General features: G+C 67.3%; 27 protein-coding genes. 11 read left to right on the top strand and 16 right to left on the bottom strand.

What is annotated here, in order from left to right; translation table 11 throughout:
* The first annotated feature begins 82 nt into the window (after nt 1-82).
* Nucleotides 83-208, top strand: a complete 126-nt coding sequence (locus MKCMC460_RS03330) for a hypothetical protein (RefSeq protein WP_236980024.1) — start codon at nt 83-85, stop codon at nt 206-208.
* An 18-nt stretch (nt 209-226) separates the two neighbouring features.
* On the opposite strand, the gene MKCMC460_RS03325 is transcribed toward MKCMC460_RS03330, so the two are convergent.
* From MKCMC460_RS03325 to MKCMC460_RS03315, 3 genes are read right to left on the bottom strand one after another with little or no spacing between them, the layout of a single operon-like run.
* Entirely contained in the window at nt 227-1,651 is a 1,425-nt protein-coding gene (locus tag MKCMC460_RS03325; RefSeq protein ID WP_236980022.1) for an NAD(P)(+) transhydrogenase (Re/Si-specific) subunit beta, read from the bottom strand.
* A complete protein-coding gene (locus tag MKCMC460_RS03320) occupies nt 1,648-1,977 on the bottom strand; it encodes an NAD(P) transhydrogenase subunit alpha (RefSeq protein WP_236980020.1) in 330 nt (109 codons plus the stop codon). Before MKCMC460_RS03320 ends, MKCMC460_RS03325 begins: the two co-directional genes overlap by 4 nt.
* Nucleotides 1,978-3,090 carry a Re/Si-specific NAD(P)(+) transhydrogenase subunit alpha gene (locus MKCMC460_RS03315; protein ID WP_236980018.1) on the bottom strand — a complete coding sequence of 371 codons (1,113 nt, stop codon included), beginning with the start codon at nt 3,088-3,090 and terminating at the stop codon, nt 1,978-1,980.
* Between the two features lie 176 nt (nt 3,091-3,266).
* Between MKCMC460_RS03315 and MKCMC460_RS03310 the strand changes: the two genes are divergently transcribed.
* The 7 genes from MKCMC460_RS03310 (at nt 3,267) to MKCMC460_RS03275 (ending at nt 12,599) form a co-directional block, all read left to right on the top strand.
* Complete coding sequence (locus tag MKCMC460_RS03310) at nt 3,267-4,487, top strand: acyl-CoA dehydrogenase family protein (RefSeq protein WP_236984585.1); 1,221 nt, start codon at nt 3,267-3,269, stop codon at nt 4,485-4,487.
* Nucleotides 4,480-5,313, top strand: coding sequence for a tyrosine-protein phosphatase (locus MKCMC460_RS03305; protein WP_236980017.1), 834 nt, complete (start codon nt 4,480-4,482; stop codon nt 5,311-5,313). The genes MKCMC460_RS03310 and MKCMC460_RS03305 overlap by 8 nt, the downstream gene beginning before the upstream one ends.
* Nucleotides 5,314-5,420: 107 nt before the next feature.
* The gene (locus MKCMC460_RS03300; RefSeq protein WP_236980015.1) at nt 5,421-7,052 is read left to right on the top strand and encodes a PE-PPE domain-containing protein; all 1,632 of its coding nucleotides are present in this window, start codon (nt 5,421-5,423) and stop codon (nt 7,050-7,052) included.
* 151 nt (nt 7,053-7,203) lie between these two features.
* Nucleotides 7,204-8,874 carry a PE-PPE domain-containing protein gene (locus MKCMC460_RS03295; protein ID WP_236980013.1) on the top strand — a complete coding sequence of 557 codons (1,671 nt, stop codon included), beginning with the start codon at nt 7,204-7,206 and terminating at the stop codon, nt 8,872-8,874.
* Nucleotides 8,875-9,064: 190 nt separating this feature from the next.
* Nucleotides 9,065-10,882, top strand: a complete 1,818-nt coding sequence (locus MKCMC460_RS03285) for a PE-PPE domain-containing protein (RefSeq protein WP_289624895.1) — start codon at nt 9,065-9,067, stop codon at nt 10,880-10,882.
* Nucleotides 10,882-11,181, top strand: coding sequence for a PE family protein (locus MKCMC460_RS03280; protein WP_236980011.1), 300 nt, complete (start codon nt 10,882-10,884; stop codon nt 11,179-11,181). The genes MKCMC460_RS03285 and MKCMC460_RS03280 overlap by 1 nt, the downstream gene beginning before the upstream one ends.
* Before the next feature lie 74 nt (nt 11,182-11,255).
* Nucleotides 11,256-12,599, top strand: coding sequence for a PE-PPE domain-containing protein (locus MKCMC460_RS03275; protein WP_236980009.1), 1,344 nt, complete (start codon nt 11,256-11,258; stop codon nt 12,597-12,599).
* Here the strand turns inward: MKCMC460_RS03275 and MKCMC460_RS03270 are convergent.
* From MKCMC460_RS03270 to MKCMC460_RS03240, 7 genes are all read right to left on the bottom strand, one after another.
* Entirely contained in the window at nt 12,596-13,564 is a 969-nt protein-coding gene (locus tag MKCMC460_RS03270; protein ID WP_236980007.1) for an NADPH:quinone oxidoreductase family protein, read from the bottom strand. The genes MKCMC460_RS03275 and MKCMC460_RS03270 overlap by 4 nt on opposite strands.
* Before the next feature lie 8 nt (nt 13,565-13,572).
* Nucleotides 13,573-14,433, bottom strand: coding sequence for an SDR family oxidoreductase (locus MKCMC460_RS03265; RefSeq protein WP_236980005.1), 861 nt, complete (start codon nt 14,431-14,433; stop codon nt 13,573-13,575).
* A gap of 39 nt (nt 14,434-14,472) precedes the next feature.
* The gene (locus tag MKCMC460_RS03260) at nt 14,473-15,906 is read right to left on the bottom strand and encodes an aldehyde dehydrogenase family protein (protein WP_236980003.1); all 1,434 of its coding nucleotides are present in this window, start codon (nt 15,904-15,906) and stop codon (nt 14,473-14,475) included.
* Between the two features lie 118 nt (nt 15,907-16,024).
* Nucleotides 16,025-16,966, bottom strand: coding sequence for a class I SAM-dependent methyltransferase (locus MKCMC460_RS03255; protein ID WP_236980001.1), 942 nt, complete (start codon nt 16,964-16,966; stop codon nt 16,025-16,027).
* Nucleotides 16,963-17,892: a class I SAM-dependent methyltransferase gene (locus MKCMC460_RS03250; RefSeq protein WP_236979999.1), complete on the bottom strand. Its 930-nt coding sequence runs from the start codon at nt 17,890-17,892 to the stop codon at nt 16,963-16,965. The genes MKCMC460_RS03255 and MKCMC460_RS03250 overlap by 4 nt, the downstream gene beginning before the upstream one ends.
* A 54-nt stretch (nt 17,893-17,946) precedes the next feature.
* The gene (locus MKCMC460_RS03245; protein ID WP_236979998.1) at nt 17,947-18,606 is read right to left on the bottom strand and encodes a TetR/AcrR family transcriptional regulator; all 660 of its coding nucleotides are present in this window, start codon (nt 18,604-18,606) and stop codon (nt 17,947-17,949) included.
* A gap of 2 nt (nt 18,607-18,608) precedes the next feature.
* Nucleotides 18,609-19,580 carry a pirin family protein gene (locus MKCMC460_RS03240; protein ID WP_236979996.1) on the bottom strand — a complete coding sequence of 324 codons (972 nt, stop codon included), beginning with the start codon at nt 19,578-19,580 and terminating at the stop codon, nt 18,609-18,611.
* Nucleotides 19,581-19,694: 114 nt separating this feature from the next.
* Between MKCMC460_RS03240 and MKCMC460_RS03235 the strand changes: the two genes are divergently transcribed.
* Nucleotides 19,695-21,116, top strand: a complete 1,422-nt coding sequence (locus tag MKCMC460_RS03235; protein ID WP_236979994.1) for a chloride channel protein — start codon at nt 19,695-19,697, stop codon at nt 21,114-21,116.
* Between the two features lie 104 nt (nt 21,117-21,220).
* Complete coding sequence (locus MKCMC460_RS03230) at nt 21,221-21,652, top strand: PE family protein (RefSeq protein WP_236979985.1); 432 nt, start codon at nt 21,221-21,223, stop codon at nt 21,650-21,652.
* Nucleotides 21,653-21,664: 12 nt separating this feature from the next.
* On the opposite strand, the gene MKCMC460_RS03225 is transcribed toward MKCMC460_RS03230, so the two are convergent.
* Nucleotides 21,665-22,213: a Dps family protein gene (locus tag MKCMC460_RS03225; RefSeq protein ID WP_238305306.1), complete on the bottom strand. Its 549-nt coding sequence runs from the start codon at nt 22,211-22,213 to the stop codon at nt 21,665-21,667.
* Between the two features lie 67 nt (nt 22,214-22,280).
* Entirely contained in the window at nt 22,281-23,189 is a 909-nt protein-coding gene (locus tag MKCMC460_RS03220; protein ID WP_370653065.1) for a DNA-3-methyladenine glycosylase, read from the bottom strand.
* A gap of 73 nt (nt 23,190-23,262) precedes the next feature.
* On the opposite strand from MKCMC460_RS03220, the gene MKCMC460_RS03215 reads away from it, so the two are divergent.
* Nucleotides 23,263-23,646: a nuclear transport factor 2 family protein gene (locus tag MKCMC460_RS03215; protein WP_236984581.1), complete on the top strand. Its 384-nt coding sequence runs from the start codon at nt 23,263-23,265 to the stop codon at nt 23,644-23,646.
* Here MKCMC460_RS03215 and MKCMC460_RS03210 read toward each other — a convergent pair.
* Genes MKCMC460_RS03210 through MKCMC460_RS03195 form a run of 4 tightly spaced genes read right to left on the bottom strand, consistent with a single transcriptional unit; the run spans nt 23,643 to nt 26,399 of the window.
* Nucleotides 23,643-24,017 carry a DUF427 domain-containing protein gene (locus tag MKCMC460_RS03210; RefSeq protein ID WP_238305305.1) on the bottom strand — a complete coding sequence of 125 codons (375 nt, stop codon included), beginning with the start codon at nt 24,015-24,017 and terminating at the stop codon, nt 23,643-23,645. The genes MKCMC460_RS03215 and MKCMC460_RS03210 overlap by 4 nt on opposite strands.
* Nucleotides 24,018-24,032: 15 nt before the next feature.
* Entirely contained in the window at nt 24,033-24,848 is an 816-nt protein-coding gene (locus MKCMC460_RS03205) for a class I SAM-dependent methyltransferase (RefSeq protein ID WP_236979979.1), read from the bottom strand.
* A gap of 10 nt (nt 24,849-24,858) precedes the next feature.
* The gene (locus tag MKCMC460_RS03200) at nt 24,859-25,896 is read right to left on the bottom strand and encodes an NAD-dependent epimerase/dehydratase family protein (RefSeq protein WP_236979977.1); all 1,038 of its coding nucleotides are present in this window, start codon (nt 25,894-25,896) and stop codon (nt 24,859-24,861) included.
* Nucleotides 25,893-26,399, bottom strand: a complete 507-nt coding sequence (locus tag MKCMC460_RS03195; protein ID WP_236979975.1) for a nuclear transport factor 2 family protein — start codon at nt 26,397-26,399, stop codon at nt 25,893-25,895. Before MKCMC460_RS03195 ends, MKCMC460_RS03200 begins: the two co-directional genes overlap by 4 nt.
* Between the last annotated feature and the right edge of the window lie 160 nt (nt 26,400-26,559).

The raw sequence follows: 26,559 nt of genomic DNA, 5'->3' as shown, positions 1-26,559 counted from the left end.
CCACCTGTCGCCGCGACGTGGATGGGACTAGACTTGCCCGGGTATTCAGTCGCGAGTCGAACACCAGACGAGAGGTGGCCTTATGGACCCGAGTCCTGACTACGACGGAAGCGACGAGATCGAGTTCTTCTTCAGCTATCTGACCTGGGGTTTGCGCGGCGTCGAGGACGGCAACGGCTACCCGCCGCCGGCCTACCCGCCCGTCTAGAACGCCTGTCTGGCCTGTCTAGAGCGCCTTCAGTTCCTCGGCGACCTCAGTTACCGACTTCTTCGCGTCCCCGAACAGCATCGTGGTGCCCTCCCCGTAGAACAACGGGTTGTCGATGCCGGCGAACCCGGAATTCATCGAACGCTTCAGCACGATCACCGACTTGGCCTTGTCGACGTTGAGGATCGGCATGCCGTAGATCGGGCTGGACGCGTCGTTGCGGGCCGCCGGGTTGGTGACGTCGTTGGCGCCGATGACGATCGCGACGTCGGTGCGGGCGAACTCGTCGTTGATGTCGTCCATGTCCTTCATCGCGTCGTAGTCGACCTCGGCCTCGGCCAGCAGCACGTTCATGTGCCCGGGCATCCGGCCGGCGACCGGGTGGATCGCGTACTTGACCGGCACACCCTTGGCCTCCAGCAACGCGGCCATGTCCTTGACGGCGTGCTGTGCCTGCGCGACGGCCAGGCCGTAACCCGGCACCACGATCACCTGGTTGGCGTAGGCCATCTGGATCGCGGCATCGGCGGCCGAGGTGGCCTTGACGGTCTTGTCTGCGCTGTCACCGCCGCCGACGGCCACGCCGCCGCCACCGAACCCGCCGGCGACGATCGCCGGGATGGACCGGTTCATCGCCTTGGCCATCAGGTTGGTCAGGATGGAACCGGAGGCGCCGACGATCATGCCGGCCACGATCATCGCGGTGTTGTTCAGCGCCAGGCCCGCGGCCGCGGCCGACAGCCCGGTCATCGCATTCAGCAGCGAGATCACCACTGGCATGTCGGCGCCGCCGATGGGCAGCACCACCATCAGGCCCAGCACGCCGGCCGCGGCGAGCAGGCCGATCATCCACCACAGCGACGCCCCGCCGGTGCCCGGATGTGCGTGCAGGCCGACGACAACCGCGGCCCCGACCGCGGCGACCAGTAGCAGCAGGTTGACCGGCTGCTGCAGTTTGCCGAACCCGATCGGCGACCCGGAGATGATCTCCTGCAGCTTGCCGAACGCGATGATCGAGCCCCAGAACGAGATCGACCCGATGATCGCGGCGAACAGCGAGGCCACCACGATGTGCACGGTCGGCGACTCGCCGTGCTGGAACGCCGAGAAGCCCTTGGTCTCCATGAACTCCGCCAGCGCGATGAGCGCGACCGTGCCGCCGCCGACACCGTTGAAGAAGGCCACCAGCTGCGGCATCGCGGTCATCCTGGTCAGCCGCGCCGGCGGCACGCCCAGCACCACACCCACCACCAGCCCGGCGATGATCCAGATCCAGCTCTCGGTGTGCCGGATCTTGACCAGCGTGGCGGCCACGGCGATGGCCATCCCGACCGCAGCGATCAGATTGCCGCGCACCGCGGTTTTCGGACCCGTCAGGCCCATCAAGCCGTAGATGAACAGCGAGAACGCGAAGATATAGAGGCCGATCACCAGATAGTTCATTTGGCGGCCTCTTCAGATTTCGCCGCGGGCAGGGCCTTCTTCTTGCCCTTGAACATGCCCAGCATCCGGTCGGTGACGATGAAGCCGCCGATGACGTTCAGCGTGCCGAACACCACCGCCACGAACAGGATGATCTGCACGGCCAGCGAGGGGTGCTCCACTTCGCCGAACACCACCAGCGCGCCCAGCACCACGATGCCGTGGATGGCGTTGGTGCCCGACATCAGCGGGGTGTGCAAGGTGTTGGGCACCTTGGAGATCACCGCGAACCCGACGAAACCGGACAGCACCAGGATCGCGAGGTTGGCCAACAGCTCGTCGTACATCTACGCCTCTCCTCCGGCCGTCTTGGGCCGCGTCACACAGGAATCCGCGATGACTTCGTCGTCGAAGTCGGGGGCCAGCTTGCCGTCCTTGATCAGCAGATCCAGCAGGGCGGTGATGTTCTTGCTGTAGAGCTCGCTGGCGTGCTCGGGCATGGTGGCCGGCAGGTTCAGCGGCGAGGCGATGGTGACGTCGTGCTTGACGACGGTCTGGCCGGGCTCGGTGAGCTCGCAGTTGCCGCCGGTCTCGCCGGCCAGGTCCACCACCACGCTGCCCGGCTTCATCGCCTCGACCGCGGCGGCGGTCACCAACCGCGGCGCCGGGCGGCCGGGCACCAGCGCGGTGGTGATCACCACGTCGAAGCCGCTGATCGCCTTCTCCAGCGCCTGCTGCTGCTGGGCGCGCTCGTCGTCGGTGAGCTCGCGGGCATACCCACCCTCGCCGGCGGCGTCGATGCCGATGTCCAGCCACTGCGCGCCCACCGAGCGCACCTGGTCGGCCACCTCGGGCCGCACGTCGTATCCAGTGGTGCGGGCACCCAGTCGCTTGGCCGTCGCCAGCGCCTGCAGCCCGGCCACGCCGACGCCGAGCACCAGCACGGTGGCCGGCTTCACGGTGCCCGCCGCGGTGGTCAGCATGGGGAAGAACCGGGTGGACTCGGAGGCCGCCAGCAGCACCGCCTTGTAACCGGAGACGTTGCCCTGCGACGACAACGCGTCCATCGCCTGTGCCCGCGAGATACGCGGAATCGCCTCCAGGGCGAAGGCCTGCACACCGGCCTGCGTCAGCGCGCCGATCGAGTTGTCCTTGTTACGCGGCGCCAGGAAGCCGATCAGCGTCTGCCCGCTGTGCAGCTTGCCCACTTCCTCGGCGGTCGGTGGCGCCACCTTCACCACGATGTCGGCCGCCCAGGCGTCACCGATGGTGGCGCCGGCATCGATGTAGAGCTGGTCGGGCAGCAGCGCGCGCTCCCCGGCGCCGGATTCGACCACCACGGCCAGGCCGTTGTTCACCAGTCCGGCTACCGCTTTGGGTACCAACGCAACGCGCCGCTCGTCGGCCCCGGATTCGGCCACCACCCCGACCTTCACGAGTCCTGCCTGCGCTTCTGTCATGGCGCGTACATCCACTTTCTGATGTTTTTGCCGGGTACACACCCCGATCTGATTGCTCAGACACCCTACGGGACTTTGCAGCCCCGCCAATAACGCGACCACCAGAGCGTAAATGTCCGATGTGCCCGAAAGTGGCGGTCAACGCGTGTCATATCGTGGCGGACATGGACTTCGCGATGTCGGCTAAAGCCAGCGACTACCACAAGAAACTGTCCGACTTCATGACGGAGTACGTCTTTCCCGCCGAGGCCGAGTACGACCGGTACCGGCACGAGGCCGGGCCGGACGACTTCACGGTTCCGCCGGTGGTCGAGGAGCTCAAGGTCAAGGCCAGGGAGCGGGGCTTGTGGAACCTGTTCCTGCCCGCCGAGTCGGGTCTGACCAACCTGGAGTACGCGCCGCTGGCGGAGCTGACCGGGTGGAGCCTCGAGATCGCGCCGGAAGCGTTGAACTGCGCGGCGCCGGACACCGGCAACATGGAGACCCTGCACCTGTTCGCCACCGAGCAGCAGCGCAAAGACTGGCTGGAGCCGTTGCTCAACGGCGAGATCCGCAGCGCCTTCTCGATGACCGAGCCCGCGGTAGCCAGCAGCGATGCCCGCAACATCGAGACCTCGATCGTGCGCGACGGTGCCGACTACGTGATCAACGGCCGTAAGTGGTGGACTTCGGGCGCCGCGGACCCGCGCTGCAAGATTCTGATCGTGATGGGGCGCACCAATCCCGAGGCGGCCAGCCACCAGCAGCAGTCCATGGTCCTGGTGCCGATCGACACCCCGGGAGTGACCGTGCTGCGGTCGACCCCGGTGTTCGGCCGCCAAGACCAGCACGGCCACTGCGAGATCGACTTCGACAACGTCCGGGTGCCGGCGACCAACCTGCTCGGCGAGGAGGGCTCCGGTTTCGCGATCGCCCAGGCGCGGCTGGGGCCGGGCCGCATCCACCACTGTATGCGGGCTCTCGGCGGCGCCGAGCGGGCTTTGGCGTTGATGACGCATCGGGCCAACAGCCGCATCGCGTTTGGTCGCCCACTGGCCGACCAGGGTCTGGTGCAGCACGCAATTGCCAAGTCCCGCAACGAAATCGACCAAGCCAGGCTGCTGTGCGAGAAGGCTGCGTGGACCATCGACCAGCACGGCAACAAAGCCGCCCACCTGCTGGTGTCGCAGATCAAGGCGGTAGCCCCGCAGGTGGCTTGCGATGTCATCGACCGCGCGATTCAGGTGCACGGCGCCGCGGGTATCTGCGACGACACCCCACTGGCCCGGTTGTACGGCTGGCACCGCGCCATGCGGATCTTCGACGGTCCCGACGAGGTGCACATGCGGACCATCGCCCGCAGCGAACTCGGCCGCGAGCAGTCCGCGCTGGCCGCAGCGGTCACCAACAATGGCTGACGGATTACGAGATCTGCCGGGCGGGTGGAACTTTCGCGACGTCGCAGACACCGCCGGGGCGGTGCGGCCGGGCCGGCTGTTCCGCTCCGGTGAGCTCAGCGGTCTGGACGACGAGGGCCGCGCGGTACTGCGCGAGCTGGGCATCACCGATGTCGCCGATCTGCGCGCGGCCCGCGAAGTCGCCCGGCGCGGGCCGGGGCGCGTGCCCGACGGCGTCGACATCCACCTGCTGCCGGTACCCGACCTGGGCGACCAGAAGGACGACGGGCCTGATCAGGACGCACCGCACGAGTCCGCCTTCAAGAAAATCCTTGCCGAAGGCTCGCCGGAGGACTCCGACGAAGACATCGAGGCCAGAGCCGTCCAGTACATGATCGACGAATACCGCCAATTCCCCACCCGCAACGGGGCGCAACGCGCGGTGCAGCGCGTCTTCACACTGCTGGCCGGCGGACGCCCGGTGCTCACCCACTGCTTTGCCGGCAAGGACCGTACCGGCTTCGTGGTCGCGACGGTGTTGGGGGCCTTGGGCATTGATCGTGACGTCATCGTCGCCGACTATCTGCGCAGCAATGCCGCCGTGCCGGTGTTGCGCCATCAGATCATGGAGATGGTCGCCGCGCGCCCCGACGTCGAGCTGACCCCCGAGGTCGTGACGTTCACCAAAGCCCGGCTGTCCGACGGGGTGCTGGGGGTGCGGGCCGAATACCTGGCGGCGTCCTGGCAGGCGATCGACGAATCCTTCGGGTCGCTGGAGGCCTACCTGCGCGCCTCCGGGGTCACCGAGGCCGACGTGCGGCAGCTGCAGCGCGCCCTGCTGGGCTGAGCCGGCGCGGTCGGCCGAAAGGCCGGACAGCGCGGCGGAATCGCTTTACCCTCAACGGATACCAGCCGGGCGGAATTCTCGACCCGGGGTGCTGGAAGGGATTGCGCTTGTCGTACGTATTCGCCCAAACGCCCGAGTTGGCAGCTGCGGCAACCGAATTAGCTGGGCTCGGTGCGACCATCGGCGCGGCCGGCGCGGCCGCGGCGGGGCCCACGACCGCGGTGCTGACGGCCGCCGCCGACGAGGTGTCGGCGGCGATCGCCGATTTCTTCGGCGAGTACGGCCGGCAATTCCAGGGGATCAGCGCGCGCATCGATGCGCTCTACGGCCAACTGGTGCAGCGCCTGAGTGCCACCGCGGCGTACTACGCCGACGCCGACGCCCTCAACACGGCCCAGTTGGTGCAGAGCGCGACGGCCGGTCTGACCACCCCTGCTGTCGGCGCGCCGTCGGGGCTCAGCACGGCGATCGTGATGGGCGGCACCGGAATGCCGATGCCCACACCCAAATACCTCAACGCCATCACCGAGCTGTTCCTGTCGCCGGCCATCCCCGTCTCCGGGTTGTTCACCCCCGAGCAGCTCTACCCGATCACCGGCGTCCGCTCCCTGCCACTGGCCACCTCCGTGCAGCAGGGGCTGGAAGTGCTGAACGCGGCCGTCTCCAATCAACTGGCGCTGGGCAACCACGTCACCGTCTTCGGCTACTCACAGAGTGCAATCATCTCGTCGCTGCTGATGCAGCACTACATCTCGCTGGGCCCGAATATGCCGGACCCCGGCCTGATCAACTTCATCCTGACCGGCAACGAGATGAACCCCAACGGTGGCGTGCTGGCCCGCATCCCCGGGCTGAACATCTCCACGATCGGCCTGCCGTTCTACGGTGCCACCCCGGACGGGCCCTATCAGACGACGACCTACACCCTCGAGTACGACGGGTTCGCCGACTTCCCGCGCTACCCGCTGAACATCCTGTCCGACCTCAACGCGGTGTTCGGCATCCTCACCGTGCACACCACCTACGCCGACCTGACGCCGGCCCAGATCTCGTCGGCGACACTGCTGCCGACCCAGGGCGCCACCAACAACCAGTGGTACATGATCAGCCACCCGGATCTGCCGCTGCTGGACCCCGTGCGCGCCATCCCCGTCATCGGCCAACCCCTGGCCGCACTGGTGCAACCGGATCTGAAGGTGCTCGTCAACCTCGGCTACGGCGACCCGAACTACGGCTACTCCACCAGCCCGGCCAACGTACCCACCCCGTTCGGGCTGTTCCCCGACGTTCCTCCGGGCGTGATCGCCAACGCCCTGGTCGCCGGAACCCACCAGGGCATCAACGACTTCCTGGCCGTGACACCGACGGCGCTCACCTCGCCGCCGGTGATCGCCGCGCCCGCCTTCCCGCCGTTGATCCAGCAGTACGTGCCCGCGGCACCGCCGTCGCTGCCCGCGACCCCGATGAACATCGCCAACACGCTGGCCTCGGTGGTGTCCACCGGCTACTCGGTGCTGTTGCCGACGGCCGACCTGGCCACCGCGTTCGCCACCACGCTGCCCGCCTACGACGCGACCCTGTTTTTGAGTCAGCTCGCCCAGGGCAACATTGTCGACGCGATCCAGCTGCCGCTCGCGGCCACCACCGGGTTGGCGGCACTGGGCGGCATGATCGAGTTCATCGCCGTCGTCGAGGCGGCCGCGGAGATCGCTGCGGACCTGCAGAGCCTGCACTTCTGAGCAGCGCGCCGCAGCGACCGCGGCGCCGCACTTTGCCGTGTCGCAGTGAATTCGCTTGGCGGTCAACGATTCAGCGCAATAGTCCGACGCAACGGGAGCTTCCATCTACGCTGTCGCCAACATCGTCGGGGGCCTGGAAGGATTTGCGGGAATGTCGTTTCTGGTTAACGAGCCCCACGTCATGGCTACCGCAGCCGCGGACCTCGAGGGAATCGCTTCCGCCCTCAGCACCGCCGGCGCGGCTGCGGCTGGGCCCACGTCGAGCCTGCTGGCAGCGGCGGGCGATGAAGTCTCTGCGGCCATCGCCGATCTGTTCGGCGCGTACGGCCGGCAGTGCCAAGACGTGCTCACGCACGCGTCGGCATTTCAATACCAGTTCCAGCAGTCCCTCGGCGCAGCCGCGAACGCCTACGCGAACGCCGAGACGGCTATCGCAAACAGCCTGCCGGGGCTGTTGGGAGCGCCGTCGGCACCGGCGCCCGGCGCCGTCAGCCTGCCGCCATTCCCGCCCAATCTGCTGTCGATAATCATCGGCGGCACCGGAGTTCCGATACCGACTCCGAAGTTGATCAACGGCGCTCTCGATCTCTATATCCGTCCCGACGCCCTGCACCCCACCGTCCCGTTTCCCCTTGTCACTCCCGAAGAGCTGTATCCGCTGACCGGAGTGCGGAGCATGACGCTCAACGCGTCGGTGCAAGAGGGCCTGAACATCTTGGACGGCGCGCTCTACAAACAGATCGCCATGCTGAACCAGCCGGTAACGGTGTTCGGCATCTCCCAGAGCTCCGTCATCGCCTCGCTGGAGATGCGGAACCTCGCTGCGGGCACTTCGCTGTTCGGGGCCCACCCGCCCGACCCGTCCATGCTCAACTTCGTGCTGACCGGCAACGAGATGAACCCCAACGGCGGCATGCTGTCGCGGTTCCCGGGTCTCGCCCTGCCGGCACTCGGGCTGGATTTCTACGGCGCGACACCCTCGGACACGCCCTACCAGGTGGCCAACTACACCCTCGAGTACGACGGGTTCGCCGACTTCCCGCGGTACCCGCTCAATTTCCTGGCAGACCTCAACGCGCTTGCCGGCATCATCTACGTGCACCCCACCTATTTCGACCTCAGCGTGGCCCAGGTCAACAATGCGGTTCAGTTGCCGACCTCGCCGGGCTACACCGGCAACACCACCTACTATGCAATCCCGACCCAGAACCTGCCGCTACTGGAACCGCTTCGGGCGCTGCCGGTGATCGGTAACCCATTGGCCAACCTGCTGCAGCCGGACTTGAAGGCCCTGGTCAACCTGGGCTACGGAGACCCGGCCCACGGCTACTCGACGAGTTACGCCGACGTTGCGACCCCGTTCGGCCTGTTCCCGGAGGTGCCCCCACAGGTGGTGACCAACGCCCTGGTCGCCGGGACGCAACAGGGTATCCACGACTTCAGCGTGGACCTGCAGGCGCTGGCCGCACATCCGCCCACCCTGCCGTCGTTCGCAGCGCCGACGCCGGGCGACCTGCTGGCGACGGCGGCGAGATTCCCGTCGCCGGAACGGATCGTCAACACGGCCGCGACGATCATCTCGACCGACTACGCCGTCCTGCTGCCCACGGCCGACATAGCTCTCTCCCTCGCGACAGCGATGCCGATATACGACGCCCAGCTCTTTGCGCAGCAGCTCGCGCTGGGCAGTGTGGTGAATGCGATCGGGTATCCGCTGGCCGCCAACGTGGGTCTGGCGACGATCGCCGGCGGTGTCGAGGCGCTGACCATATTGGCGGCGGTCAGCAGCAACGTCAGCGCCGTCGAAAGCCTGCTCGCCTGACGCGTGCGCGAGCCGCAGGAAACTCTCAGGAATTTAGCCACGCTATCCAGGCGATTCCGCTCACCTACCGGCCAGACCCGATCTACGCTCACAATGCTGCGCCTCGCGACGGCCTTCAGCGCTGGGTCGTCGGGTCCTTGGCAACGGCGGTGTAGCACCCAAAGGCCTTGGCCGAGAGAGGAATTCGTCGATGTCCTACTTAGCGACGCAACCGCAGCTGATCACCGACGCCGCCGAGAACCTGGCCGGAATCCGAACCGCGCTCGCCTCGGCGAACGCCGCCGCCGCGGGCCAGACAACCGGTCTGGCTGCCGCCGCCGCCGACGAGGTCTCCCAGGCCGCGGCAGCGCTGTTCCGCGCGTTCGGTCTGGAATACCAGGACGTCGTCGGCCAGGCGGCGGCATTCCACGACGAGTTCAACCGCGTGCTGGCAGCTGCTGGTGGCGCCTACGCCGAAGCCGAGGCGGCCGGCGCGGCGGCCCTGGCGGCCGCGTCACCGATCGAGGCGCTGCTGGCGCCGCTGCAGCCGATGCTCGCTCCGATTCAATCGCTGTTCGCCCCGGCCGCAAGCGTCGCGTCCGGCGGGACTCCCGTCACGATGCCCGTCGGGACGACCGTTGCCACCGTGTACAACTCGGCACTGATCATGACCGGCAGCGGCACACCGATACCCTCACTGGCGTACATGGCCAGCGTGCGGCCGTGGATTCAGTTCCAGGTGGCCAACGCGCTGTCGATTCCGCTGAACACCCCAGAGGGTTTGTATCCGCTCACCCAGATCAAAGACCTGCCGCTCAGTCAGTCGGTGGCGACCGGTGTGACGGCGCTGAACAACGCGCTGTTCAGCCCGACCGGCCTGATCACCGCCGGGCAGAAGGTCTCGGTCCTCGGCTACTCGCAGAGCGCCATTTTGTCCTCGCTCGAGTTGCGCAACCTGATCGCCGCGGGCAGCCCGCACGCCGGTGATCTCAGCTTCACCCTGCTGGGCAACCCGATGTCCCCCAACGGCGGTCTGCTGTCCCGGTTCCCGGGGCTGACCATGCCGGCCTTGGGCCTGGATTTCTACGGCCCCACGCCGGCGAACTCCGGCTACCCGGTCAACGTGTTCTCACTGCAGTACGACGGATACACCGATTTCCCGCGCTACCCGATCAATTTCCTGGCCGACCTCAACGCGTTCCTGGGCATCCAGACCGTGCACGGCACCTACCCCAACATCATCAATGCCACCACCGGCGCACTGGCACCCGGCTACAAGATGGTCGAGTTGCCGGTCTCCCCGACAACGGCCGCCAACGGGCTGGACCACTACTACATGATCACCTACGACCATCTGCCGCTCGTGCAGCCGATCCGGTCCATCCCGCTGATCGGAAATGCATTGGGAGACTTGATCGAACCGAACCTGACCTACCTGGTGAACTGGGGCTACGGTGATCCGCACTACGGCTATTCCACCTCCTACGCCGACGTCTGGACCTCGTTCGGGTTGATCCCGCCGATCCCGCAGAACTTCATCGGCGACCAGATCGCCCTGGCCAACCAGGGCTGGGGAGCATTCGTCGGCGACCTCCGGGCCATGGCTCCCACCTCGCTGCCGTCGCTGACCGGCCTGCTGCCGAGCGGTGCCGGCGGTGGCCTGTCGCTGCCGTTCACGTTGCCGGGCGCCACCGGCTCGCCGGTCGACAGCTTCTTCGATGCGCTCCGGTCGGCGAACACCAACATCGTCAACTCCATCACCAGTGCGACCGCCGACGGTTACGCCCTGCTGTTGCCCACCGCCGACATCGCGAACACCATCGTGACCACGCTGCCCTCGTATGACTTCAACCTGTTCCTGGACGGCATCCAGCAGGCGGTCCACGGCGACCCGATGGGTGTGGTCAACGCGATCGGCAATCCGATCGCCGCAAACGTCGCGCTGCTGACGCTGGCCGGTGGATTCCAGACCATCGTGACGATCGACACGATCGAGTCCGTGATCGGCGACCTCACCGGCATCCTCTGATGTCGTACCTCGCCGCGCACACCGATGTAATCGCAACGGCGGCAGTCTCTCTGGAGGACCTGCAGGCGCTGATCGGTGCGGCGAGCTCGGCCGCGTCCGCACCGACCACGGGTTTGGCGGCGGCGGCCGCCGACGAGGTGTCAACCGCGATCGCAAATCTCTTCGCCGCAAACGGCCGGGAATGCCAGGCGGTGATCGCCCAGGCGACGGCATTCCAGAGCGAATTCACCCGGGCAATGGCCGCCGGTGGACTGGCCTACTGGAGACCGAAGTCGCCAACGCCGCGTCGAACGCGCTGAATCCGATTCTCGCGCCGATCAAGTCGCTGCTCGGCGGAGCCGCGGCGGCCCCGGCCGCTGCCATCACGTTGGTCATGGGCGCCAGCGGATACCCCATCCCGATCCAGGACTACATCCAGGGCATCCCGCCGTTGTTCATCGACCCGTTCTTCCCCGGCGGAGTCAACCTGGGTGTCAACACCCCCGAAGGGCTGTATCCGCTCACCGGGATCAAGGACCTGACCTTCGACGTGTCCGCGGCGCGGGGCCTGACCATCCTGGACAACGCGATCACCGCCGCGTTCGGCCAACTCAATGCCACCTCGGTCAACGTCTTCGGCTACTCGCAGAGCGCGGTCATCGCGTCGATGGAGATGAAGGCGCTCGACCCCACTAACACGCCGAGCTCGATACCCCTGAACTTCACCCTGGTCGGCAACCCCAGCAACCCCAACGGTGGTCTGCTGGCCCGATTCCCGGGACTGGCCCTGCCGAGCCTGGGGCTGGACGTGTTCGGCATCGCGACGCCGGACAACTCGTTCAAAACCAACATCTTCACCATCGAATACGACGGTTTCGGCGACTTCCCGCAATACCCGCTCAACGTGGTCTCGGATGTCAACGCATTCCTGGGCATCATCGAGCTGCACGGCCACTACCCGTTCCTGTCGGGCCAGGAACTGACGCCGGCACCGAACGGCACGGCCGTCGAGTTGACCAACACCGTCGGCCCCACCCTGACGCACTACTACATGATTCCCACCGAGAACCTGCCGATCCTCTCTCCGCTGCGCGCCATCCCGGTCATCGGCCACCCGCTGGCGGACCTGCTCCAGCCCGATATGCGGGTGATCGTGAACCTGGGCTATGGCAGCACCACGAATGGCTGGTCCCCCGACCCGCCGAACATCGCCACCGGATTCGGCGTTATCCCACCGGTTCCGGCCGGCCAGATCGTGTCCGCCCTGGCCGCCGGCGCCCAGCAGGGGATCGCCGACTTCGCCCGCGACGTCGCAGCTATCAGGCCCTCGGACTTCACCGCGCTGATTCCCGCCGTCGACACCGCCGGGCTCAATCAGGTACTGGCGGGCGCGCAGCACTCGCTGTCGTCGCCGCAGAACTTCGTCCAGTCACTGCTAAACGCCAACCTGCGCGTCGCCTACACCGCCTCGGCCGTCGCCGCCTCGGCCTACGCGACCGCGTTGCCCACCACCGACATGCTCAACGCGGTGGTGACCGCCATTCCGGCCTACAACATCGACCTGTTCGGCAACGGGATACTGCAGGCCCTCAACGGCGATCCCGTCAACGGGCTGATCAATGCCTTCGGCAAACCGGTTGCGGCCGACGTCGGGTTGGCGGTGCTGCTCGGCGGGTTCGAGGTGCGGGTGTTCGAGCACGCGGCCAGCGACATCGTCACCGAGCTGAAAGCGCTCTAGGGCTCCAGCACGACCTTGCCGAGCACCCCGCCGGCGTCCAGGCTCTGCAGGGCGGCGCGCGCCTCCGACAGCGGATAGCGTTGCGGCGGAGGCGGTTTCAGCCCGAGCGAGACAAGCTGGTTCAGGCCGGAGGAGAACAGCACCGCCGAGCCGGGCACCTTGTTGAGGTACTCACCCCACGCGACACCCAACACGCCGATATTGCGCAGCAGCAGCCGGTTGACGGTCAGGGTGGGGATGCTGCCGGCGGCGAACCCGACCACCAGCAGCTTGCCGTCGATGGCCAGCACCTGGATGGCGTCGTCGAACGCCCGGCCGCCGATCGGGTCGACCACGATGTCGACGCCCCGGCCGTTGGTGTGCGCGAGCACCTGCTCGACCCAGCCCGGCGCCAGGTGCACCACCTGGTCGGCGCCGAGTGCCTTGACGTAGTCGATGGCGGCTTCGCGGTGCACCACGCCGATCACCTGGCTGGCTCCCATCGCCTTGGCGATCTGCACGGCGGCGGTGCCCACCCCGCCGGAGGCGCCGAGCACCAGCACCGTCTGGCCCGGTCGCATCACCGCGCGCCGGGACAGTGCGAAATACATGGTGTTGTAGTTGACCAACAACGACACCGCTTCGGCGTCGTCGAGTTCGTCCGGGCTGCGGATCACGTTGGACACCGGCACCGCCACCTGCTCGGCATAGCAGCCGAGCACACCGAACGCCGAAACCCGTTCGCCCACACGGAAACCCGAGTCGACGGGCGCCGAACGCACCACCCCTGCGGTCTCCATGCCGGGCACGAACGGCGGCTGCAACTTGAGCTGGTATTTACCTTTGGTCAGGAGCAGATCGGGAAAGCAGACTCCGGCGGCACGCACCTCGATGACGATGTTGCCACCGCCATCGGGTACGTCGTCGACATCGGTGTAGACAATGCCGGACGGGCCGCGAAGCTCTTGAACCACACAGGCTTTCACTGAATTGGTTACAGCTTGAAGCCAGCTTTTGTCGCCGCCGACAGGTCGGTGATCTCACTCCAGTGCTCCGCCACGTCCTGCACGGTGGGCGGCTTGTCGAAGTTGGCGCCCTCGTTGCCGAACAGCGCAACGCGTTGCACCTTGCCGCCACCGACGACGAACACCGACCCGTTGTCGGCGTTCTCCTCGGTGCACAGGTAGGCGACCACCGGCGCGACGAACTCCGGCGTCAGCTTCTCCAGCACCTCCTTGGGCATGATGTCCTCGGTCATGCGGGTGGCGGCGATCGGGGCGACCGCGTTGGAGTGGATGTTGTACTTCGCGCCTTCCAGCGCCAGTGTGTTGATCAGGCCGACCAGCCCGAGTTTGGCTGCGCCGTAGTTGGTTTGGCCGAAGTTGCCGAACAGCCCACTGGTGGAGGTGGCGACCACCACCCGGCCGTAGCTCTGCTCGCGGAAGTGCGGCCACGCCGCGCGGATCACGTTGTACCCGCCGTACAGGTGCACCTTCAGCACCGCGTCCCAGTTCTCCGACGTCATCTTGTGGAAGGTGCCGTCGCGCAGGATGCCGGCATTGCTCACCACACCGTGGACCGCACCGAACTCGTCGAGCGCCGTCTTGATGATGTTGGCCGCGCCGTCGGCTTCGGCGACGCTGTCGTAGTTGGCGACTGCCCGTCCCCCGCCGTCCCGGATCTCGGCGACGACATGGTCGGCCATCGCCGAGCCGGCGCCGGTGCCGTCGCGGGCTCCGCCGAGGTCGTTGACAACGACGCTGGCACCCTCGCGAGCCAGGGTCAGGGCGTATTCACGGCCCAATCCCCCGCCGGCTCCGGTCACCACGATGACGCGGTCCTGCAATCCGGGCATCAGTTTCCTTTCTGTAAGCGTTCAGCGATATCGGTTGGGTCAGAACAGTTTTCGGGCCAGCTTGAAGGCGCGATCGGTGTAGGGCGGGTAGATCATCTTGGAGAAGTCGGGGCGGGTCGGTTTGGTCAGCACCGCCTTGCGGTGGCTGAACTCGTCGAATCCCCACTTGCCGTGGTAGGCGCCCATGCCCGACGCGCCGACACCGCCGAACGGCAACTTGACCGTCGACACCTGGAAGGCGATGTGGTTGATCAGCATGCCCCCGGCCGGGACCTCTTTGATGAAGCGCTCCCGGATTTCCTTGGACTTGGTGAACAGGTACGCCGACAGCGGCTTGGGCCGGGCGTTGATGAATTCGACGGCCTCGTCGAAGTTCTTGACGGTGAGCACCGGCAGCAACGGTCCGAAGATCTCGTTCTGCATCAACGGTCCGTCCGGGGCGGGATCGACGACCACGGTCGGCTGGATGCGCAGGCTGGCCGGGTCACTCTTGCCACCGACGGCGACCTTGGCACCGCCGTCGGCTTCGGCGTCGGCGATGTAGCCGTTGAGCCGGTCGAACTGCCGCTTGTTGACGATGCGCATCCCGGCCGGGTTGTCCTGGGAGCGGAATTTGGTGAGGGCGGCGCCGATCTTGTCGACGAGCTCGTCCCGGATCGAGGCGTCGGCCAGCACATAGTCGGGCGCCACGCAGGTCTGTCCGGCGTTGAGGATCTTCAGCCAGGCGATCCGCTTGGCCGCGACGTCGATGTCGCCGTCGGCGGCCACCACCACCGGGCTCTTCCCGCCGAGTTCCAGCGTCACCGGCGTCAGGTGCGGCGCCGCGCCCTCGTACACCTTGCGGCCGATCTCGGTGCCGCCGGTGAACATCACCCGGTCCAGGCCCTGTGCGATCAGCTCCTGGCTCACCATGCCGTCGCCCTCGACCACCGCAACCGCGTCGCGGTCCAGGTACTTGGGCACCAGTTCGGCCATCAGGCGCGAGGAAGCCGGGGCGATCTCCGACGGCTTGAGGATGACGGCGTTTCCAGCGGCCAGCGCGCCCACCGCCGGACCCAGGGTCAGGTAGAACGGGTAGTTCCAGGCGCCGATGATCAGCACGGTGCCGTAGGGCTCGTACTCCACCCAGCCGCGCCCGGGCAGCTGCGGGGCTTCCAGCAGCAGATACTTGCGCCGCATCCACTTCTTCAGCTTCTTGGCCGCGTACTTGGCCTCACCCGCGGTGGTGGCGATGTCGGCGATGAACGCCTCGACGTGGTTGCGGTCCAGGTCCTCTTCCAGCGCGGCGGCGATGGCGGGCTCGTTCTCCTCCACCAGCCTGGCCAGGGCCAGCAACTGCTGTTTGCGCCACTCGTAGCTGCGGGTGCGGCCGGTAGCGAAGGTCTTGCGCAGCCGGGCGACGGTTTCTGCGACGCTGCTCGACTCAGTGGCAGCCTGCGGTTGCGCGGGTGCGGGCGGGGATTCGGTGGTCATCGTTGTCCTTCCTTCCCCCAGGTGCCCGCAGCCGTGGTGCGCGATCGCCAAAGGGGTGATAGACGCGATCCTAACCACCTGGCTTTGCCGGCAATAGGACGGCAAGGGGAAAGACGAACTACAGCCGCTCGGCCGTCACGAAATCGGAGAAGGCGTCCCGGTCGCCCGCCATCGGCACGTCGACCACCCAGCGGCCCATGCGCTGCATCTCGTCGACCGAGCTCTGCGCCTGGGCCCGCCAACCGTGCTCGTTGAGCCAGTCGGCCAGCGGTGCGCGGTTCTCGTCGCGGTACATCAGTTCGCCCACGTCGATCGTCTCCTCCAGGCCGATCTCTTCGGCGACCCGGCGGAACCGTTCCCTCATCTGCTGGCGGCGCTCGTCGGCGTGGTTGGCGGCGGTTTCGGCGGCGACCCGGCTGCCCGGCGCGCTCAACTCGCCGACCTGGGTGAACAACCGGTCCTGCGCCTCGCCGGGCAGGTACATGAGCAGGCCCTCGGCCAGCCACGCCGTCGGAACCGCCGGATCGAAACCGGCCTCGCGCAGCGCCGCCGGCCAGTCCTGACGCAGGTCGATGGCCACCGCCCGGCGGTCGGCCGAGGGCGCCACCCCGTTTTCGGCCAGGGTCGCCGACTTGTACTCGAGCACCTGGGGCTGGTCGATCTCGAAGACCGTGGTCCCGGCCGGCCAGTCCAGCCGGTAGGCGCGCGAGTCCAGGCCGGATGCCAGGATGACCACCTGCCGGATTCCGGCGGCGACGGCGTCGGCGAAGAAAGTGTCGAAGAAATTGGTCCGGACGGCCTGATAACCGCGCATGTGCTGGACCATGGCGGCGGCCTCGGGGTCCAGCGATTCGACCCTGGCCGCGACGGCCGGATCGAGCATGGCCTCCCACAGCACTCCCGCGTTGGCGTTGGTCACCAGCAGCTTGGCGTATGGGTCGCGGATCAGCGCGTCGGGCTGTTCGGTCTCGACGGCCCGCGCGGCGGCCACCATCACGGCGGTGGTGCCGACGCTGGTCCTGATGTCCCAGGTGTCGTCGTGGCTGCGCAGTGTGCTCATTCGCGTACTCCTCGCATCAGGGTGCTGGTGATGGCCTCGCCGGCCAGGTCTTCGGGCACCGGGCGGCCCAGCCGGGCCATTTCCTGGTGGTTGGCCACGGCGTCGACCTGCCAGCCGTGGTCGGTGAGCCATTGCGCCGGATCCGATCGGTCCGGCTCGTGATAGGTGAGGGCGCCGATGTTCACGTCCAGACCGAGCCGGTCGCGCATCCGGTCCCAGCGTTGCCGGTTCCCGCCGACGACCATGGTGAACGCTTCGACGGCGATCCGGCTACCCGGCGCGCTCAGCGCGGTACACATCTGGAAGAGCCGGTCCTGGGCGTCGCTGGGCAGGTAGGCGAGCAGACCTTCGGCCAGCCACGCGGTGGGCCGGGCCGGGTCGAAACCAGCGGCGCTCAGCGCGGCCGGCCAGTCGTCGCGCAGGTCTACCGCGACCGCGTGCCGATCCGTCTTGGCAACCGCGCCGGACGAACCCAGGATCTCGGCCTTGTATTCCAGCACCTGGGGCTGGTCGATCTCGTACAGGCGCGTGCCCGCCGGCCACTCCAGCCGGTAGGCCCGCGAATCCAGGCCGGCGGCCAGAATCACCACCTGCCGGATGCCGGCCTGGCCGGCGGCTTTGAAGTACTCGTCGAAGTAGTGGGTCCGCACCGCCTGGTAATCGCAGCCGACCCGGTGCAACCGTCGTCCGTGCTCGTCGCCGTCGAGCCAGGCGATGGCGGGGTCGGCCAGCCGTGCCCAGGCCGGGCCGGCGGAGGCCACCAGCAGCTGCGCGAATTCGTCGCGGACCAGGGGGTTGGCTGCGGCCGACTCCACGGCGCGCGACGCGGCCACCGCCAGTGCGGTGGCGCCGACGCTTTCGGTGATGTGCCAGCTGTCGCCGGCGGTTCGTAACGAGGGCAGCGCGCGGGAGTCCAGATCAGTCATGTCCGGACCATGCTACCTAATAAGTTAGGCAACCTATACGGTTTGTGCGGCAGCTCACCGAGCGCCCGGCGCTGCCGCGTCTGGACTGGACTTCCACAAGCCGCCGGCGATCATCTGGCGCAACGTCGCGAGAATGTTCTCGATCTCCTGGTAGCTGCCCACGAAGCCGGCATAGAACCCCACCCCGCACAGCACCAGCAGCAGCGCCTCACTGACCGCGCCGACGTCGACGCCGGGTGCGAGTTCCCCGCTGGCAACCGCCTCGCCGACCGCCGAGCACAGGAAGTCCCGGGTGGTGCATACCGCGTCGTTGTCGACTCGGCGCAACTCGGGATGGCGCTGCGACTCGAGCACCGCGGTGGCCAGGAAGGCAGCGGTGCCACGGTGCTGGGAGTCCACTTCCATTGCGACGATGATGAACGCGCCGAGCCGGCCCATCAGGGTCGACTCGGCCCGCGCGCGCTCGATGCCGGCACAGACGACCAGTTCGTTGGTGCGGTCGGCCACTTCGGTGTACAGCGCCCGCTTGCTGGCGAAGTAGTGGTTGATCGCCGGCCGGGTCAGATCGGCATGCGTCGCGATGGCCTGGAACGTCGCCCCCTCGTAGCCGCGTTCGCTGAACACCTGACGCGCAGCATCGACAATGCGCTTGCGCGTCTCGTCAGCTTTCGCGGCGGGGGGCCGCCCAGGCCCGCGACTAGCCGTTTGCGGCATTCCTAGAGTGTGCCACCGCCACGGTGCGGCATTAACGCGTTCGGCGGGATCCTGCCGAATTTGCCCGCTTGATAATCCTCGAGCGCCTCGATCACTTCGGCCTTGGAGTTCATCACGAACGGCCCGTAGTGAAAGACCGGCTCGCGGATCGGCTGCCCACCCAGGATCAGCACCTCCAGGGGGGTGTCGCGGCCCGATTTCGCCGCCACGGTGATCCGGTCGCCTGGGCCGAGGACGGCCAACTGCCCTGACTTGATCGGATGACCGACCGGGCCAACGGCCCCTTCCCCGGACAGCACGTACACCAAGGCGTTGAAGTCGCGCCGCCACGGGATGTTCAGGCGAGCGCCGCTCTGCACTGTCGCGTGGGCCATCGTGATCGGGGTGTGGGTGACGCCCGGACCGGGGTTGCCGTCGATCTCCCCGGCGATGATCCGGACCAGCGCGCCGCCGTCCCCGGAGGACAGCAGCCTGGTGTCGGTGCCCTCGATGGCCTGGTAGCGAGGCGGCGCGAACTTGTCTCGCTTCGGCAGGTTCACCCACAGCTGGATGCCGTGGAAAACGCCGCCGCTGCGCACCATTTCGGCCGGCGGGGTCTCGATGTGCAGTACCCCCGAACCGGCGGTCATCCATTGGGTTGCGCCGTCGGCGATCAGCCCACCACCGCCATGCGAGTCCTGATGGGCGAAGGTCCCGTCCATCATGTAGGTCACCGTCTCGAAGCCGCGGTGCGGATGCCAGTCGGTGCCGCGCGGTTCGCCCGGCTCGTAGTCCACCTCGCCCATCTGATCCATATGCACGAAGGGGTCCAGCACAGCGGCGCTCACCCCGGCGAAGGCCCGGACCACCGGAAATCCCAATCCCTCGTGGCCGCGGGGGCCGGTCGTCACCGACCGGACCGGGCGCTCGGTGTCCGCCGGTCCCGCCGGCACCACCCGGGGCAGGCTCAGCGTGTCTGCGGTTATAGCGGGCATTTCTACCTCCTGATTATTCCAGCTTGCCCGGTATAACCGGACTGCGGTCCGAATATTCCTCTGGCGTGATCGACGCGCCACCGGCGCCCAGAAACGGCTGATAGCCTGCCGACCATGGCGGACCAGCCTGGCGAGGCGCCGCCCGAATCCGCCGGCGGACGGTTCGGCGCCGCCATCCACAACGCGAACTATCTGCCCAAATGGCTGCTGCTGGGCACCACAATCGGTGTTATCTCGGGCTTAGGTGCGGTCGTCTTCTACCAGGCCCTGAAGTACACCGGTGCGTTCCTGCTCGGCGATCTGGCCGGCTACCACGTCCCTACCCCGGTGGGTGAGGGCGGCAGCCACGGATCAGCCGGGTTCGTCCGGGCCTGGGCCATACCGCTGGTGACGACGGGCGGGGCGCTGCTGTCGGCGTTCATCGTCGCCAGATTGGCCCCGGAAGCCACCGGACACGGCACCGACGAAGCCATCGAGGCGGTGCACACCAACCCGCGGGCCATCCGTGGCCGCGCGGTGCTGGTGAAGATGGTCGCCAGCGCGCTGACCATCGGTTCGGGCGGATCCGGCGGCCGGGAGGGTCCCACCGCGCAAATTTCGGCCGGTTTCGCCTCGCTGCTGACTCGCCGGCTACATCTGTCCGACGACGACGGACGCGTGGCCGTGGCACTCGGTATCGGCGCGGGGATCGGCGCCATCTTTGCCGCGCCGCTGGGCGGAGCGGTGCTGGCCGGCTCGATCGTCTATCGGGACGACTTCGACTACAGCACGCTGGTGCCCGGGTTCATCGCATCCGGAACGGCGTACGCGATTCTCGGTGCGTTTCTGGGCTTCGATCCGCTCTTCGGTTTCATCGATGCCGAGTACCGCTTCGAGCGGGCCTGGCCCCTGCTGTGGTTCGTGGTGATCGGTGTGATCGCGGCGGCCGTCGGATATCTCTACGCACGCGCCTTCCACGTCTCGGCGAGGCTGGCGCGCCGCCTGCCGGGCGGCCCGGTGCTCAAGCCCGCGCTGGGCGGGCTGCTGGTCGGGCTGCTGGGCCTGGCGATCCCCCAGGTCCTGAGCAGCGGCTACGGCTGGGCGCAGCTGGCCGCCGACCGTTCTTCGCTGCTGGCCATCCCGCTGTGGGTCATCGTCGCGTTGCCGGTCGCCAAGATCGTGGCAACCTGCCTGTCCATCGGGAGCGGCGGATCGGGAGGCCTGTTCGGTCCCGGCATCGTGATCGGCGCATTCGTCGGGGGCGCCACGTGGCGACTGGGCGAGTTGGCGGCGTTACCCGGAGTGCCCGATCAACCGGGGATTTTCGTGGTGGTCGGCATGATGGCGTGTTTCGGCAGCGTCGCGCGCGCCCCACTGGCGATCATGATCATGGTTGCGGAGATGACGGGGTCTTTCTCCGTGGTTCCCGGAGCCATTCTCGCGGTGGGCATCGCGTCGCTGCTGATGTCGCGCACCAACGTCACCATCTACGAAGCGCAACGGTTGAACCGCGAGGTCGCCGCGGCCGAACGCATGCGTAAATCAAATGATTCGTAAAATGCCGCATTCGGCGTCCGAATTCGGCTAACATCCCCTCACTTCGACCAATTACCCTTCGACCAATCCCCCTCCACCAATCACCAAGTGCGGAAGGCATATTCATGTCGCACGTCACCGTGGAACCTCAGGCCCTGCTCGACGCGGCCGGGCAGGTCCAACAAGTCGGCAACGGCATCACTGCGGCCAATCAGGCCACTTCCCATCTCAACGCCCTCCCTGCGGCCGCCGCGGACGAGGTGTCAACGGCCGTCGCGGCGGTATTCGGAAAATACAACCAGCAGTTGCAGGGTGCCCTGAGTTCCTTCCAGGCCGCGCTGCAGCAACAATTCGCGGCCGCGCTCACCGCCGCGGAATGGGCCTATAAAGGCGCCGACAACGGCGGGAAGGCGGCGATAGCCGCCGTGCAAGCCAGCGCGGCAGAGTTCGTCAAGTCACCGGTCGGGTATATCGAAAAAGTCGTCGAAGACGTCGAAGACCAGTTCGAATCGGTGCTTTTCCGGATCGGGTTCCCGCACCAGCGGCACCCCGGATAGGCCCGCGCCGGATCAGCCTTTTCCGCGCGCCGACTTCGCGGCACCCTTTTCCGTAGTCGAGCCCTCGTGGTCGAGTTTTCCGCCCGAACTCTCCAAGTGCGCCCGGACGAACCACTGGAACTTCTCCAGCTGACCCGCCTGGCCGATCAACAGGTCCTGGGTCACCGGGTCGAGTTCGTCGGTCTCGTCGATGGCCTTGCGAACATCTTCGATCACCCCGTTGTAGACCAGGTCCAGCGCGGCCAGGTGGGCCTGGACGGTGTCACGGCCCACCGAGTAGTCGTCCCAGTCCCGGTCCTCGATGATGGCGTTCGGCGTGCCCTTGGGGGAGGCGCCCAACGCGGCGATGCGTTCGGCCACATCGTCGGCGAACGTGCGCACCGCCTCCACCTGCGGGTCGATCATCTCGTGCACGCCGATGAAGTTGGGGCCCACCACATTCCAGTGAATGTGCTTGAGCGTCAGGTGTAGGTCGTTATAGGTGCTCAGCTGGCGCTGCAGTAGTTCGGCGAGGCGTGCGCCCTGCTTGTCGGTGAGCCCCGGAATGGTGAACTGCGTCATCGGTTTCCCCTAAAGAGTCGCTTACTGTCCTCAGACGCGTGTACCCGATGACCCGAGCGCTAACCACTCACAGCCGGTGAATGTGCTGCACCGGCAGCCGCGGACCGCGGCGCGGTTCGTAGGCCAGGCCACTGGCTTCGAGCACCCGCACCACCCGGTGCCGGTGCGGACGCATGGGTTCGAGCAACTCGACCATTCTCGCGTCGTCAACCGGGTGACCCAGCAATGTCCAGCCGATCATCTTGCATATGTGGTAGTCGCCGATGGACAGGGCGTCGGCATCCCCGAAAGCCCGTTGCGCCGTCTCGGCCGCCGTCCACGCCCCGATGCCCGGCAGTGACGTCAGCGCCGCACGAGCCTGGGCGGGCGGCATGGCGGCCAGTCGTTCCAGCGACGACGCCCGCCGCGCACAGCCGACCACCGTCTGCGCCCGGCCCGGGTCGACGTTGGCGAGATGGAACTCCCAGGACGGGATGTGCCGCCACGCGTCTGCCGAAGGCGGCACCCGCATCCCGTCCGGAGCCGGGCCGGGCGCCGGTGTGCCGTATTTGGTGACCAACACCCGCCAGGAGCGGAAGGCATCGGCACCCGGCACCCGCTGCTCGATGACGGCCGGGATGAGCGCTTCAAGCACCTGGCCGGTGCGACCCAACCGCAGGTTGGGCACCTTGCGGTGGGCGGCGGCAATCGTCGGGTGGTACGGCCGGAAACCGGACGCGTCGTCGTCAGCGCCCAGCAGTGCGGGCAGCGCGTCCACGAATTCCGCCGCACCGTCGCCCCACGCTGCACATCGTGCCGTGTCGCGGGACACCGTGGCGATGCACGCCGAGACCGGCCCGGACGGCAACAGGCTGGTGCGCCAGATCGTGCCGTCACCGGGCACCCGGAAGCAGGGGTCGCCGCGGCCGCGGCGCAGCGGAGCCAACGTGTGCCCGAACCCCCCGGCGCCGGGAAACGTGACGGTGCGTGTGATCACCGGTTCGAGTCTCCTTTGTTCGACGGCACGTCGATTGACCGCCAACTGTGCCCCGTTACAGGATGGCCTGGTGATGACGCCTTTCGACGACCCGCAGGCCGAGCTGGCATGGATGTTCCTGCAGAGCTTGTGCGAGGGCGGAGACCTCGACGAGGGGTTCGCGCTGCTGCGCGACGACTTCACTTACTGGAGCATCGTCGGCCGCACGACGCTGGACAAGGATGCCATGCGGCGCGCCAACGACCGGCGCAAGCAGGTGTTCGAGGTCAACATCGACCTGCTGCGGTGCGTCAACGAGGGCGAGACGGTGGTGATCGAGGGTCAGGTCGAGGGCGTCGGACCCACCGGGGACAAATACGAAAGCCCGTTCGTCTGCATTTTCGACACCCAGGACGGCATGATCACCTCGATGCGCGAATACAGCGACACCCAGTCGTTCGCGCGGATGTTTCCCTAGCCGACCGTGATGTCGGCCTTGTTCGGATAGAAGGCGACGTGCCCGGCGATCGCGGCGACCGCGGGGTAGGGCTGCTCGTAGGTCCAGATCGCATCCGGCACGGTGTCGCCGGCGGCGGTGGTGACGCTGTAGTAGCTGGCCTCACCCTTGAACGGGCAGTAACTGGTGGTGTCGGAGCGGCGGAGCCGGTCCTGCGCGACGTCGGCAAGCGGAATGTATTGCACCAGAGGCAAAGTGGCCTCCTGCAGACCCAGCGCCGCGGTGGTGTCGGCGATCAGTTCACCGTTGACGCGGACCTGTACCCGGGCCGCGGTCGGTTCGATGGTGATCGGGTGTCCTGCACTGGGCTCCTTGATTTCCGGGTGGCTCATGGTCGACCTTCTTCCTCAGAATGCGTAGCGGTGATACTGCGCCATGTACCGCATCGCCGGGACCAACGACATCACCCGGCCCAACCAGCGAACCACCGGCGCCACTTGGTGGAACGTATCGCTGTCGAAAACTGATTCCCACGCAAGCAGGCGAGTTCCCGCAACCGCGTCCAATATGTCCGACGGTCGGTCGATCGCCCAGTACAGCGTCGACCCAGAGCGGCGGACCACGGCGTTGGTCACCTGCGTGCGGATCCCGAGCGTGTTGAACGAGTCGAACTGCAGTTCGCCGGAGGGAAAACGGTCCACGACACGACGCAGCAGCGCCAGCCCGTCGTCCTGGGTCAGGTACATCGTCAGGCCCTCACCGAGGAACAGAGTGGGGCGGTCGGCCGGCACCTCGGCCAGCCAGCTCGGCTCGGTCACCGACGCGGCCAGCATCCGGTATCCGTCGCGAGCGGGGTAGACGCGTTTGCGAAGTTCGACGACGTCGGGGTAGTCCACGTCGTACCACCGCACGCCGGGTCCGGGGTCCAGCCGGTAGACCCGGGCGTCCAGGCCGCAGCCGACGTGCAGCACCGTGGCGTGTTCGTGTGCGGCCAGAAACTGGCGCGTCCAGGTGTCGAAGTGGGCGGTGCGAACGGCCACCGAAGGGGCTCGCCGTGGAGTGATGGTGGTCGCCCGCCAGTCGTAATCGATTTGCGCGACGGCGGCTTTCGCGAAGTCGTCGTGCAGGATCGATTTCGGCGCGTCGGCGTCGAGAGCTTTGGCGTACAGCGTCGCGAGCATGGTCTGCGGTGGTCCGGCCAGGTCGACATGAACACGTTCCATTGCCGCGAGCCTATTCCGTTTGAGCGGTCTGGCTACCCTTGCTGGTCTTGCGCATGGCCGCCCAGAAGCGGGCCGCCTCACGTATCGACTCCTCCACTGGTCGGGGCTGCCAACCCAGCTCCCGTACCGCCCTGCCGTGGTCGACGGGAGCTTCGGCGCGCATCATCCGCACCGACTCCAGGCTGAGCTCGGCATCCTTGCCGGTGAGCTTGGCGCGCAGGCTGCCCAGCCCGCCCAGGGCGTAGAGCGCCGGTACCGGGATGGCCCATTTCGGCGGCGGCATCCCGGCCTCGTCGGCCGCGATACGGACCACCTCGGTCAACGGGATCATGCGTTCGGAGATCAGGTACTTCTCACCGTTACGACCGCGCTCGGCAGCCAGGATCATTGCCCGCGCCGCGTCGTCGACTCCCACCACCTCCAGCTGGATGCCCTGCATCAGGAACGGCAGCTTGCCGAAGACCGCGCCGGCGATGAAGGCGCCGTGCGGGGTGCGGCCCCAGTCGCCGGCGCCGTAGGTCGTCGACACGCACATCGCCACCGCGGGCAAGCCGTGTTCGGCGACGTAGCGCAGCACCAGATCCTCGGCCTGCACCCGGGACCGCACGTACGGACTCACCCGGCGCTGCGGCGGGATCCGGTCTTCCTCGGTGGCCACGTGTCCGCGCCGGCGGTCCACCGTCGCGTAGGTGCTGGTGAAGACAAATCGATGCAGCCCACCGTCTTTCGCGACGTCTTTGGCGACATCCAGGACGTTGCGCAGCCCTTCGACGTTGGTGCGGAACAGCGGAGCCGGGTCCTGCAGCCACGCCCGGGTGTCAACGACGCAGTAGTAGACGTCGTCAACGCCGTCCATGGCTGCGCGCACGGTCGCGGTGTCGAAGACGTCACCGTGAAAGCGGGTCACGTCCAGGTCGTCGATGGATCGGGTGTTGGCGCCTGAGCGCACCATCACCCGTACCTGGTGGCCGTCTCGCACCAGCAGGCGGGTGACGTGGGAGCCCAGGAATCCGTTGGCGCCGATGACCAGCTTGGGCTTGCCGCTCACCGGCCACCGCCGTTGCGCTTCATCCAGGCCGCGGCCTCGGCGTCGAGGTTGCCGCACTCCTGGGCCTTTTTGCACCATTTCAGCCCGGCCTGTAGGAAGCGCAGCGGGTTGTAGATGTCTTCCTGCCGGCGCCACAGACCGTCACCGGCATAGGTGATGATCGAGATGTTGGTCGCGGTGATCACGCTGCCGTCGCCGGGGTCTCGCATCGGGTTGTCCAGTTCCATGATCACCCGGCCGGTGGGCTCGTCGATCACCGACCACAGCGACGGGAATTCCACCATGTAGCTGCCCGGGAAGGTCGACATCGTGCGCTCGATCCAGGCGCGGACCTCGTCGCGCCCGTGCATGGTGCCCATCGCGTGCTCGATGTATTCGACGTCCGGGGTGTAGTGCTGCACCCAGGCGTCCCAGTCGTGTGTCGCGGCCGCGCGGGCGACGGTGTGTTCGAACTTCTCGAAGGCCGATGCCAGTTCGTCTTTGGTGAATTCCGGACTACTCACGCCAAAACTAGAACATGTTCTACTGAGGTTTGTCGAGGGCGTCGCTGCACCCGGTGCGGGCTGCTGCGTCGCCCTCCCCCGGCACGGCGTCCTCAGCCTGCGGCCCCGGCTCCCGGCGCCCAGCCCAGCCCCCCGTGTTCGGTCGCATTCTTTGCGATAT

This window comes from Mycobacterium sp. 20KCMC460 (assembly GCF_022179425.1).
Taxonomy (GTDB): domain Bacteria; phylum Actinomycetota; class Actinomycetes; order Mycobacteriales; family Mycobacteriaceae; genus Mycobacterium; species Mycobacterium kiyosense.
This window is presented reverse-complemented; position numbering and strand designations above follow the sequence as displayed.

Coding starts and splice junctions, on each gene's coding strand:
- MKCMC460_RS03315 (WP_236980018.1), bottom strand. CDS start 3,090: ATGACAGAAGCGCAGGCAGGACTCGTGAAGGTCGGGGTGGTGGCCGAA.
- MKCMC460_RS03210 (WP_238305305.1), bottom strand. CDS start 24,017: ATGAGCCACCCGGAAATCAAGGAGCCCAGTGCAGGACACCCGATCACC.
- MKCMC460_RS03255 (WP_236980001.1), bottom strand. CDS start 16,966: ATGAGCACACTGCGCAGCCACGACGACACCTGGGACATCAGGACCAGC.
- MKCMC460_RS03285 (WP_289624895.1), top strand. CDS start 9,065: ATGTCCTACTTAGCGACGCAACCGCAGCTGATCACCGACGCCGCCGAG.
- MKCMC460_RS03275 (WP_236980009.1), top strand. CDS start 11,256: ATGGGCGCCAGCGGATACCCCATCCCGATCCAGGACTACATCCAGGGC.
- MKCMC460_RS03235 (WP_236979994.1), top strand. CDS start 19,695: ATGGCGGACCAGCCTGGCGAGGCGCCGCCCGAATCCGCCGGCGGACGG.
- MKCMC460_RS03330 (WP_236980024.1), top strand. CDS start 83: ATGGACCCGAGTCCTGACTACGACGGAAGCGACGAGATCGAGTTCTTC.
- MKCMC460_RS03280 (WP_236980011.1), top strand. CDS start 10,882: ATGTCGTACCTCGCCGCGCACACCGATGTAATCGCAACGGCGGCAGTC.
- MKCMC460_RS03250 (WP_236979999.1), bottom strand. CDS start 17,892: ATGACTGATCTGGACTCCCGCGCGCTGCCCTCGTTACGAACCGCCGGC.
- MKCMC460_RS03325 (WP_236980022.1), bottom strand. CDS start 1,651: ATGAACTATCTGGTGATCGGCCTCTATATCTTCGCGTTCTCGCTGTTC.
- MKCMC460_RS03265 (WP_236980005.1), bottom strand. CDS start 14,433: ATGCCCGGATTGCAGGACCGCGTCATCGTGGTGACCGGAGCCGGCGGG.
- MKCMC460_RS03205 (WP_236979979.1), bottom strand. CDS start 24,848: ATGGAACGTGTTCATGTCGACCTGGCCGGACCACCGCAGACCATGCTC.
- MKCMC460_RS03240 (WP_236979996.1), bottom strand. CDS start 19,580: ATGCCCGCTATAACCGCAGACACGCTGAGCCTGCCCCGGGTGGTGCCG.
- MKCMC460_RS03225 (WP_238305306.1), bottom strand. CDS start 22,213: ATGACGCAGTTCACCATTCCGGGGCTCACCGACAAGCAGGGCGCACGC.
- MKCMC460_RS03295 (WP_236980013.1), top strand. CDS start 7,204: ATGTCGTTTCTGGTTAACGAGCCCCACGTCATGGCTACCGCAGCCGCG.
- MKCMC460_RS03245 (WP_236979998.1), bottom strand. CDS start 18,606: ATGCCGCAAACGGCTAGTCGCGGGCCTGGGCGGCCCCCCGCCGCGAAA.
- MKCMC460_RS03305 (WP_236980017.1), top strand. CDS start 4,480: ATGGCTGACGGATTACGAGATCTGCCGGGCGGGTGGAACTTTCGCGAC.
- MKCMC460_RS03320 (WP_236980020.1), bottom strand. CDS start 1,977: ATGTACGACGAGCTGTTGGCCAACCTCGCGATCCTGGTGCTGTCCGGT.
- MKCMC460_RS03310 (WP_236984585.1), top strand. CDS start 3,267: ATGTCGGCTAAAGCCAGCGACTACCACAAGAAACTGTCCGACTTCATG.
- MKCMC460_RS03215 (WP_236984581.1), top strand. CDS start 23,263: ATGACGCCTTTCGACGACCCGCAGGCCGAGCTGGCATGGATGTTCCTG.
- MKCMC460_RS03230 (WP_236979985.1), top strand. CDS start 21,221: ATGTCGCACGTCACCGTGGAACCTCAGGCCCTGCTCGACGCGGCCGGG.
- MKCMC460_RS03260 (WP_236980003.1), bottom strand. CDS start 15,906: ATGACCACCGAATCCCCGCCCGCACCCGCGCAACCGCAGGCTGCCACT.